The 8,637-nt window shown below is 32.2% G+C and carries 12 protein-coding genes; 5 read left to right on the top strand and 7 right to left on the bottom strand.

Features of this window, described 5'->3' with window-relative positions:
* Nucleotides 1-6: 6 nt before the first annotated feature.
* The 5 genes from OEW78_RS08890 to OEW78_RS08870 all read right to left on the bottom strand — a co-directional run bounded on the left by OEW78_RS08890 (nt 7) and on the right by OEW78_RS08870 (nt 2,705).
* Nucleotides 7-453 carry a hypothetical protein gene (locus OEW78_RS08890; protein ID WP_300326953.1) on the bottom strand — a complete coding sequence of 149 codons (447 nt, stop codon included), beginning with the start codon at nt 451-453 and terminating at the stop codon, nt 7-9.
* Nucleotides 454-801: 348 nt separating this feature from the next.
* Complete coding sequence (locus OEW78_RS08885) at nt 802-1,212, bottom strand: hypothetical protein (RefSeq protein ID WP_300326952.1); 411 nt, start codon at nt 1,210-1,212, stop codon at nt 802-804.
* Between the two features lie 273 nt (nt 1,213-1,485).
* Nucleotides 1,486-1,812 (bottom strand): hypothetical protein, encoded by a 327-nt coding sequence (locus OEW78_RS08880; RefSeq protein ID WP_300326951.1) that lies wholly within the window; start codon nt 1,810-1,812, stop codon nt 1,486-1,488.
* An 81-nt stretch (nt 1,813-1,893) separates the two neighbouring features.
* Nucleotides 1,894-2,235, bottom strand: coding sequence for a nascent polypeptide-associated complex protein (locus tag OEW78_RS08875; protein WP_016940006.1), 342 nt, complete (start codon nt 2,233-2,235; stop codon nt 1,894-1,896).
* Nucleotides 2,232-2,705 carry a PUA domain-containing protein gene (locus OEW78_RS08870; RefSeq protein ID WP_300326950.1) on the bottom strand — a complete coding sequence of 158 codons (474 nt, stop codon included), beginning with the start codon at nt 2,703-2,705 and terminating at the stop codon, nt 2,232-2,234. Before OEW78_RS08870 ends, OEW78_RS08875 begins: the two co-directional genes overlap by 4 nt.
* Before the next feature lie 92 nt (nt 2,706-2,797).
* Between OEW78_RS08870 and OEW78_RS08865 the strand changes: the two genes are divergently transcribed.
* The 5 genes from OEW78_RS08865 to OEW78_RS08845 all read left to right on the top strand — a co-directional run bounded on the left by OEW78_RS08865 (nt 2,798) and on the right by OEW78_RS08845 (nt 7,548).
* Nucleotides 2,798-3,844 carry a phosphate uptake regulator PhoU gene (locus OEW78_RS08865; protein ID WP_300326949.1) on the top strand — a complete coding sequence of 349 codons (1,047 nt, stop codon included), beginning with the start codon at nt 2,798-2,800 and terminating at the stop codon, nt 3,842-3,844.
* A gap of 56 nt (nt 3,845-3,900) precedes the next feature.
* Nucleotides 3,901-5,022 carry a GTPase HflX gene (gene hflX / locus OEW78_RS08860; protein ID WP_300326948.1) on the top strand — a complete coding sequence of 374 codons (1,122 nt, stop codon included), beginning with the start codon at nt 3,901-3,903 and terminating at the stop codon, nt 5,020-5,022.
* Nucleotides 5,012-5,545: a tRNA (cytidine(56)-2'-O)-methyltransferase gene (locus OEW78_RS08855; protein WP_300326947.1), complete on the top strand. Its 534-nt coding sequence runs from the start codon at nt 5,012-5,014 to the stop codon at nt 5,543-5,545. Before hflX ends, OEW78_RS08855 begins: the two co-directional genes overlap by 11 nt.
* A gap of 26 nt (nt 5,546-5,571) precedes the next feature.
* Nucleotides 5,572-6,087 (top strand): transcription factor, encoded by a 516-nt coding sequence (locus tag OEW78_RS08850; protein WP_300326946.1) that lies wholly within the window; start codon nt 5,572-5,574, stop codon nt 6,085-6,087.
* A gap of 69 nt (nt 6,088-6,156) precedes the next feature.
* On the top strand, nt 6,157-7,548 hold the full coding sequence (locus OEW78_RS08845; protein ID WP_300326945.1) for an NAD-dependent succinate-semialdehyde dehydrogenase: 1,392 nt from the start codon (nt 6,157-6,159) through the stop codon (nt 7,546-7,548).
* Nucleotides 7,549-7,568: 20 nt separating this feature from the next.
* Here the strand turns inward: OEW78_RS08845 and OEW78_RS08840 are convergent, their stop codons facing one another.
* Both OEW78_RS08840 and OEW78_RS08835 read right to left on the bottom strand, forming a co-directional pair.
* Entirely contained in the window at nt 7,569-7,862 is a 294-nt protein-coding gene (locus OEW78_RS08840) for a hypothetical protein (protein WP_300326944.1), read from the bottom strand.
* A 2-nt stretch (nt 7,863-7,864) separates the two neighbouring features.
* On the bottom strand, nt 7,865-8,422 hold the full coding sequence (locus tag OEW78_RS08835) for a hemerythrin domain-containing protein (protein WP_300326943.1): 558 nt from the start codon (nt 8,420-8,422) through the stop codon (nt 7,865-7,867).
* Nucleotides 8,423-8,637 lie beyond the last annotated feature (215 nt).

Raw genomic sequence — 8,637 nt, 5'->3', positions numbered from 1 at the left:
CAAATCTTATGCTTTTATTGCTATTGATTCACTTTTCTGAGAAGATATAACTTCGGTGTTCTTCTTGCAATTCTTCTCATGTTTATCTGGATAAACAAAGAGTTTCTCACAATATTTGCATGGAGTTTTTTCTTTGGTTTTAGATTTAGTTGCTTTAGTTTTAGCAATTTTAGCTTTAGATTTTGCCTTCACAGTAACTTCTTGAACTTCTGATTCAATTTCAGTAGCTGCTGCAGCTTCCATAGAATCAGCCTCAACTCTAGCACGTAATTTTGCTTTGTATTTCAAATTACGTGGCTTTGTTCTTAATCTATATCCACAACATGGACACCATAGTCCTTCCCATTTGATGAATATTTCACAAATCTGGCATCGACGTTGTCCAGAAGCATATCTTCCAGTGCCAACAGGCTTTTGAGCCTTATATCTAACACAAATTCCTTTACAAGTCATCTTGGTAATAAAATATAGAATTCATAACTATATAAGCATGGATCGATGTAACTTATAAGAAATTGTAATAAAACTTGAAAATATTTCATGTTTTGTATCGATCAAAAATATTATTTTCAAATAAAACTCGAAAAGTTCAATAAATATGTATAGCTGATTTTAAAACCATGTTTTTTGAAAAATTAACATGTAATAATATACGTGTTTGACAAATTATTTCATTTTTTTCAAAATAATTATAAAACTTATGATATTCTCATACTTTCATCATATAATAGATTCAAAGTAAATTAAAGAATTTAAAATCATTATAATTTTAGAGTATTTTTAATTAAAAAATTACATTTTCTACCCAGTAATTGAAAGAGGAAGAATGGAATGTCTATACCCATCTCTTTGAGAAATATATTTTGCAGAAAGCATATCTCGTTTTCCCCTTTGATTAAAATTTTTGATTTTCAAACTAGTTTTACTCTCATCTACAAATTCCAATTCAAATGATGAGCAGAATTTAAGATTCAACATTGAAACAATTTGTTTTGCTATCTTCATATTACCATCTCCAATTTTTAGAATTTTTCTTTTTGCTCTAAGACCACCTAAAATCCCTATAAGATGAAAAACCAATTCTTCAATAGAAGTATGAACTGATCTTTCAATTTCTACTCCATAATAAAAAATTGATAATCCCATCCTTTGTCCAGGATCTATTCCTAAAATTAAATTCTCTTCTTCAAAATCAAGATTAAGTTTTTGCATCATCATTCCTCTAATTACAGTAGGATGATGTTCAAGGACATCCTCGTGAAATAAAATTTTTTTACAGTTTTCAGGAGATTCTTCCCTAGTAGTGAATACAAAATGTCCCGAAAAATTATGAATTTCTTCAGGAAGAATAGAATCAAAGGATAGATTGAGAGTTTTTAGAGAAGCTGAAAATCTATAGTATGGTTTACCATAAGTTGTAGCAAGTCCAATACGAGAATTCAGTAGGGGATCTATAATTTTTGAAATGAGGTATGAAATTTAGGTTTATGCTTTCAAAACAGTTGACACTACATGTTTGACTGCTTCATCAAAATTAGTATTGATATTTGACTGAATTTGAGATAATTTTGCATCACCTTCTTGAGCAATTTTTGCAGATTCAGCAGTTGCCTTTTCTTTTGATGCGTTAATGATAGTTTCAGCCTCTTTGGTTGCCATTTCTCTAGTTTTTGCTAACAAATTATCAATTTCAGATAGACTTTTCATGGCAAGTTGTTTTTTCATATCCCCAACTTTGCTGGTTAAGGAATCTAAATCATCTTCCAAGGCATTTAGAGATTTGATAATTCCAGTTACCTTGGATTCAGCCATACTGCTCATTATACTACAAACCTAGTAATTCCATTACTTAAATCATTCATTTTTAGGTACAAAATAAGAAAATTTTGAGGATTATCCAGTAGTCAAGAGTAAGATTGCTCTTGCAAGATCGCCTTCTGCCTCCTCTAAAGCACTTTTTGCCTTTTCCTCATCAACACCAGCCTGCTGACTAACAAGTTGAATGTCCTCTTCAGAGAAAATTGGAACCTCTAGTTCTCTTTCTTCATAACTATCTGCAGTGACAGTAAAAATAGAATTGTCTTTTGCCTTCATTTCAGTTACGGATGGTTTTGAAATGATTATTTCTTTTTTATCAGTTTTAATTATTACCTCTTGGACATTAGATAGTTCATTCATGTCTAGACCCATCTTGTCCATCATTCTTCGCATTTCGCGATTTCCTCCTCGCATCATGATCTTATTTCCTCATTACGACTTTTTAAACTATCTCTGACTTTTATGGCCACTCCTCTATCAAAATCAGAAATCATATCAGAAGACAATATGGCCCTTCCAACAGCAATTACTTGATTTTTGAACAAGACAGGAGTATCTGCAGAGATACGAACGTTTTTTCCACATGACACTACATGCTTGCAAAATACGGATCTTCCTTGTTCCACATAAGGTGCGGCATCAGCATTTATCTCGACACAGTTTTCTTTGAATTTTTTATTTTTTAGTAGCATCTGAGCAAAATAAGTACTGATAGCTAAACTTCCATCAATTCTCAAAGTACAAAGTAATTTTCCTTTGTAAGATACTGTTCTGATTCTACCTGTTTTTCGTGAAAAGGTCATTTCAATATTTTTAGGTAATGACTTTGATGTGCCATTTCCAAATAATGCATCAAGAGAATACTGTAATTTCAGAACATAGTCCATTAGTATTAGAAGAATTTTTTCTAAATATTAGTTCAATGTTAGTCTATATCATATAGCCTAAACTATATAGAATGGAATTTTCCATTTAGATTATGGAAGAAGGGGGAGAAACAAGAAAAATTCAGTTTACTGGCAAGTCATCATACATAGTTTCATTACCAAAGCAATGGATTATGGAATTAGGTCTGAAACAAGGAGATCAAATAAGAATGGTCAGAAAAGGTTCATCGACATTAGAGCTTTACCCACCAAAATTTGAATCGAGAACTCAGAAAAAAGAAGATGCAGTTATTGAAATAGATGAAGGAGGAGAAGCATCTTCAATTGTTAGAAAATTAATTTCGTTATACTTTTTAGGATTCAAGACAATCAATGTAAAACCAAAAAACGGTAGATTAAGTGCTCATCAGAGAAATACAGTAAAAGAAGCTGTAAAACGAATGTTGATGGGTTCTGAGATAATTGCTGATTCGAGTGGCGGCATAACAGTGCAGGTTCTTGTTAATTTGTTAGAATTATCAGTTGATGGTGCTTTCAAACGAATGATTCATTTAGCAAAATCAATGTCAAGTGATGCAATTTTAGCTGTAAAAGAAAATAATTTAGAATTGGCCCAAGAAGTCATAAACACAGATGATGAAGTCGACAGATTTGGATTTTATATTATCAGACAATTAAAAATTGCAATTCAAAATGAACACATGTTAAAAGAGATGGGGTTTAGAAATGCTAGAAATTGTTTAGGATATAGATTAGTTGTAAAAAATATAGAAAGAACAGGAGATCATGCGGCTTTTATTGCAAAAGATCTTATCGAATTTAAAAAACCTGTAAAAAAGGAGATTTTGCAAAAAATACAAGAAATGAATGAGTTTTGTTTATCTGTTTTAGATGATGCATGTCTTGCATTATTCAAAGAAGATTATAATCAAGCCGAAGAGACAATTTCAAAAACTAAAGAAATAGCAAAATTTGAGAAAAAAGTAAGAGATGCTTCAAAATCATTAAAAGATGATGAAGAGATTTACAGAGTAAGAAGAATGACTGAAAATATTCGAAGAATTTCTGAATATGCTAGTGATATTGCAGAAATAGTCTTGAATATGAATATAGAAAAAGCACTAAAAAAATCAGGTTAATTTCCAAAACATGTCCAATACAATTATCTTAGATTCGATCAAAAAGATGAATTAGAATGAATTCTGCGATTTTAATCACTTATGATCAGGAGGACTCGATTAACGAGGCAAAAGGATTGTGTGATGCAGCAGGGTATGAAGTAGTGCATGTTATCAGACAAAATTATCTTCAGAAACCAAAGTACGGCATCAGCGGAGGAGTAGTGGAACAATTAGAAGAAATATCTGAAAAATTAAGACCAGATGTAATCATATTTGATGAGATTTTAAAACCAGGTCAAAACTATAATCTTGCCACAGTATTACACAGAGAAGTATTAGATAGAGAGGCATTAATTCTTGAAATTTTTGAGAGCAGAGCCTCAAGTGCAGAATCAAAATTACAAGTGAAATTAGCACAATTAAGATATGAAATGGCAAGAGCAAAAGAAAAAGTCAGACTTGCAAATATGGGAGAACAGCCTGGATTTATGGGGATAGGAAAATTCGAAGTTGATGTGTACTATAACGACATTAAACATAGAATGCAGACAATTAGATCAAAGCTTGAAAAAGCTGGAAAACAACGAGAGCTTCACAGACAGGGGCGAAAAAGAATGGGATTCAAGACAATTTCACTTGCAGGATATACATCTGCAGGAAAAACAACATTGTTTAACAAAACTACTGGTGAAACAAGAAGTCAGAGTAAAGAACTGTTCACGACTCTCACTACAACTACACGAAGAGTGATGATAGATCAAGAGGCATTTCTAATTGCAGATACAGTTGGTTTTATCAGTAAATTACCAGCATACATGATTGATGCATTCAAATCAACACTAGAAGAATTGATACATACAGATGTAATCATTTTAGTAATTGACATTAATGATTCAATTTCTGAATTGAAAAAGAAGTTTTCTAGCTGTATGAGAACTTTAAGCGAGTTGGGAGTAGAACAAGACAAGGTAGTTTACGCTCTAAACAAATCAGATTTATTAGAAAATGATGAAATTGAACGAAAGATTGAATTTCTTAATTTAAAAGAAAATAAAAAAGTGATTTCAGTTTCTGCAAAAACTGGAAAAAACATTCCACAATTAAAAGAACTAATCAAAGAAATCGTACAAAGTCAGAATTATCATAAACCAAAAAACAATGCATGGGAAGGAGCAAAGAAAACATTTGGTAATTGAAGTAGTTAGAATTGGACAACGATTAGTAAGAGATGACAGAGTGACAACTCATGTTGCACTTGTTTCCAGAGGATTTGGTGCAGAGAAAATCTACATGACTGAAATCAATCCAGAAATAAAAGATACCATTGAAAAAATTAACAATACCTGGGGAGGTAATTTCAAGATTGAATTTATTGAAAAATGGAAAAATGTTGTAAAAAAGAAAAAAGAAGAAGGATTCAAAATTGTTCATCTTTCAATGTATGGTGAAAGTATCAACAAGGCTCAAGAAGAAATTCGAGCTGAAAAAGATTTGTTAGTTGTTGTAGGGGCTGAAAAAGTTCCAAAAGAGATTTATGAATTGGCAGATTATAATGTTGGAGTTGGCAGTCAGCCTCATTCAGAAATTAGTGCTTTAGCAATTCTTTTAGATCGTATCCAAAACGGTATACAATTTGAAAAAGAGTTTCCAAATGCAAAAAGAAAGATCATACCTACCAAAAAAGGCAAAAACGTGCAGGTAAAAGAAACAAGGGATTAATAGTAGAAAAACAGGAGTCATTAGAGTTGGTAGACAAATACGAAGATCCTTTTGTTAGAATTGCTTCAATGATTGGGGGGGATGAATATCTCAAAGTAGCAAGATCTCTTCTAAAAGCTGAAGATGCTACTGATGAAGAAATTGCTAGTTCTACAGGTCTTAGAATCAACATGGTAAGAAAAGTATTGTATGATTTATTTGGAAAATCTCTCATTACAGGAATTAGAGTTAAAGACGAACGAAAAGGATGGTTTGTCTACAGATGGAGAACTAGAAGAGAAGAGGTTGAACATTTTATTGAGAATCAAAAGAAAAAAATTGATGAAAGATTACAACAAAGATTAGATTATGAAAATGCCTCAGATTTCTATCATTGCGGTAATGAAGATTGTCCTAGAGTAACATTTGAAAGTGCTCTTGATGGGATGTTTAAATGTCCATCATGTCAAAATGTTTTGAATCTAAAAAAGAACGATAAATCTAAAAAAGCATATCAAAAGAAAATTGATGAGATCAAAAAAGACATGCAACAAACGTTTTGATATTTTATCAGATAAAAAATTAGAAAAACAGGTCACTAAAATAAATAGGAGGAAAACTCGGAAAAATCCTTGAGCCAGATATCCACAGTGAATCCATCCACCGGAGAGAAAATTACAACATTTTCAGCAATGGACAAAAGTCAAGTGTTTGATTTAGTAGGAAAAGCAAAAAGAGCATATCCAGAATGGAAAAAAGATTATGAGAAACGTAGAAGTTACATTTACAATTTAGTAGAACATCTAAAGAAGAACAAAACAGAACTTGCAACAGTAGCTACATCTGAAATGGGGAAACCACTCAAAGAATCAATAGGAGAGGTTGAAAAATGTGCATGGGCTTTAGAATTTTATGCAGATCACGGAGATAGTTTTCTTTCGGATGAAGTACTAAACACAGATGCAAGAAAAAGTTTTCTAACTTTTGAGCCACTTGGAGTAATAGGTTCAATTATGCCATGGAATTTTCCTTATTGGCAAGCATTAAGATTTGCAGCTCCTTGTTTGATGGCAGGAAATGTGATTGTCATGAAACCATCTAGAGTGACAATGCAATCAGGTATTGAAATTGAAAAAGCATTTTCTGAATCGGGTATGCCTGACGGAATTTTTCAAACGGTTGTCGGAAGTGTCGAATCTGCAAATCATCTTATAGATTCAGATGTCAATGCTGTAACTTTTACTGGTAGTACCAATGCAGGGGCAAAAGTTGGTGAAAGAGCTGCAAAGAATTTGAAAAAGTGTGTATTAGAATTAGGTGGAAGTGATCCTTTCATAGTATTAGATGATGCAATTATTGAAAAAGCAGCAGAGGGAGCGGTAAAAGGCAGATTCATCAATTGTGGTCAAAGTTGTGTTGCATCAAAAAGATTTTTTGTTGGAAAAAATATTGCAGAAGAATTCACTGAATTATTTATTAAAAAAGCATCTCAACTCAAAGTAGGAGATCCTATGTCAATTGAAACTGACATTGGGCCACTATCAAGTAAAGATGGATTAGAAACAATTTCAGGAATAGTTGAAGATGCAAAAGAAAAAGGTGCAGAAATTCTTTTAGGAGGTTCTGAAATAGAAGGGAATGGATTCTTTTACAAACCAACAATTCTTAGAAATGTCAAACCAAACATGAGAATAGCACAGGAAGAAACTTTTGGACCAGTAGCTCCGATAACAATTGTGGAAAATGAAAGTGAGGCAGTCAAACTAGCTAATGAGAGTGAATTTGGTCTAGGCGCAAGTATTTGGACAAAAGATCTTGCTAAAGCAGATAAAATGTCAAGACGAATAGAATCAGGTATTGTAAGTGTGAACAATGTGGTAATTTCAGATCCAAGAATCCCATTTGGGGGAATTAAGCACAGTGGATTTGGAAGAGAATTATCAAGATATGGCATGCTAGAATTTGTAAATTTGAAATCAGTTAGATTTTATGATAATTTAACACACCATCACTACGTAGAATAAATTATTTGAATTAAGAGATATTATTCCTCTGAATCATCAAATTCTTCATCATCTAGATCGTCCTCATCACCACATTCTTCTAGTTGAATATGTGTTGGATTTCCATCATCCCCAAAGAAAATCTCAATGCAAATATCAGTAGCCAGAGTAGGAATTAGAGTTTCTATCAGTTCCTTAGGAAAATTACTTAATCTATTGGGATCAGATGAATATCGATATGTGGTTAAATCATCTTCATGATAAAAATCGATTTCAATATCACCGTTAACGAATTTTCTCACTGAAGTGACTTGACCAAATATGCTATGTGACAAATCTAACTTCCCTGCTCAGAAACATCTTTTGCAAGATTTTCGGCTAATTTTTCATAATGTTCTCTAGTTTTCCCAAGCTCATCAAGTTTAGATTTTTCAATTTCAGATAGTTCTTTATCGACTTTTTCTGAAACATATTGTAATCTTGCTTCAGCCATCATGAACAATTTGTTATTCTCTTTCCACAAATGTTCAGTAATATGTTCAACATATTGTTGCATGTCACTAACCAATTTTGTCGAATCGCCTGATGAAAGATATTCTTTTGCTGATGCTTCCATTTCGGAACCAATTTCTCTTGAACGTTGGTGATCAATTAGCATCATAGCAATAGGCCCCATGTTGGAAGGTAATCCGGCTTTTTCTAAAGCTGGAAATAATGATTTTTCTTCTTTACTGTGATGACAAACGTCTGTAAAATTTTTTGAAAAATCGATTACAGGTAATAGTATGAATTCAGGGATTTGTTTACCATCATTTAACAATTGAATGGTAGATTCCATAGCTTTGATGACCTTTTCTATTAGTTCATGATCGCGTCGTAATGATGTAGTAGACATGTAAGTTTCAGATTAAATCTAATATCTATATCTTATTGATTTCAGAAAAAATAATTAAAAGATAGAAATTTGTTAACGAAATCTCGCTAACATTTGGGTTTAACGATTAGAAAGGCTTTTTGATTTTACAAATGCCCAAATCTTTTTAGTCATTTCACTTGGTGCAATTGGTTTTTTACCAAATACTTGTTCTACAGTTTCAGAACGCCCTGCAA

The sequence above is a fragment of the Candidatus Nitrosopumilus sp. genome (assembly GCF_029882185.1).
Lineage (GTDB): Archaea > Thermoproteota > Nitrososphaeria > Nitrososphaerales > Nitrosopumilaceae > Nitrosopumilus.
The sequence above is the reverse complement of the archived record's forward strand: the minus strand, read 5'-3'. Positions and strand labels throughout refer to the sequence as shown.

Excerpts from the sequence above, each read along its gene's own strand:
- OEW78_RS08890 (WP_300326953.1), bottom strand. The coding sequence starts at position 453 with ATGACTTGTAAAGGAATTTGTGTTAGATATAAGGCTCAAAAGCCTGTT.
- OEW78_RS08885 (WP_300326952.1), bottom strand. The coding sequence starts at position 1,212 with ATGCAAAAACTTAATCTTGATTTTGAAGAAGAGAATTTAATTTTAGGA.
- OEW78_RS08880 (WP_300326951.1), bottom strand. The coding sequence starts at position 1,812 with ATGGCTGAATCCAAGGTAACTGGAATTATCAAATCTCTAAATGCCTTG.
- OEW78_RS08875 (WP_016940006.1), bottom strand. The coding sequence starts at position 2,235 with ATGATGCGAGGAGGAAATCGCGAAATGCGAAGAATGATGGACAAGATG.
- OEW78_RS08870 (WP_300326950.1), bottom strand. The coding sequence starts at position 2,705 with ATGGACTATGTTCTGAAATTACAGTATTCTCTTGATGCATTATTTGGA.
- OEW78_RS08865 (WP_300326949.1), top strand. The coding sequence starts at position 2,798 with ATGGAAGAAGGGGGAGAAACAAGAAAAATTCAGTTTACTGGCAAGTCA.
- hflX (WP_300326948.1), top strand. The coding sequence starts at position 3,901 with ATGAATTCTGCGATTTTAATCACTTATGATCAGGAGGACTCGATTAAC.
- OEW78_RS08835 (WP_300326943.1), bottom strand. The coding sequence starts at position 8,422 with ATGTCTACTACATCATTACGACGCGATCATGAACTAATAGAAAAGGTC.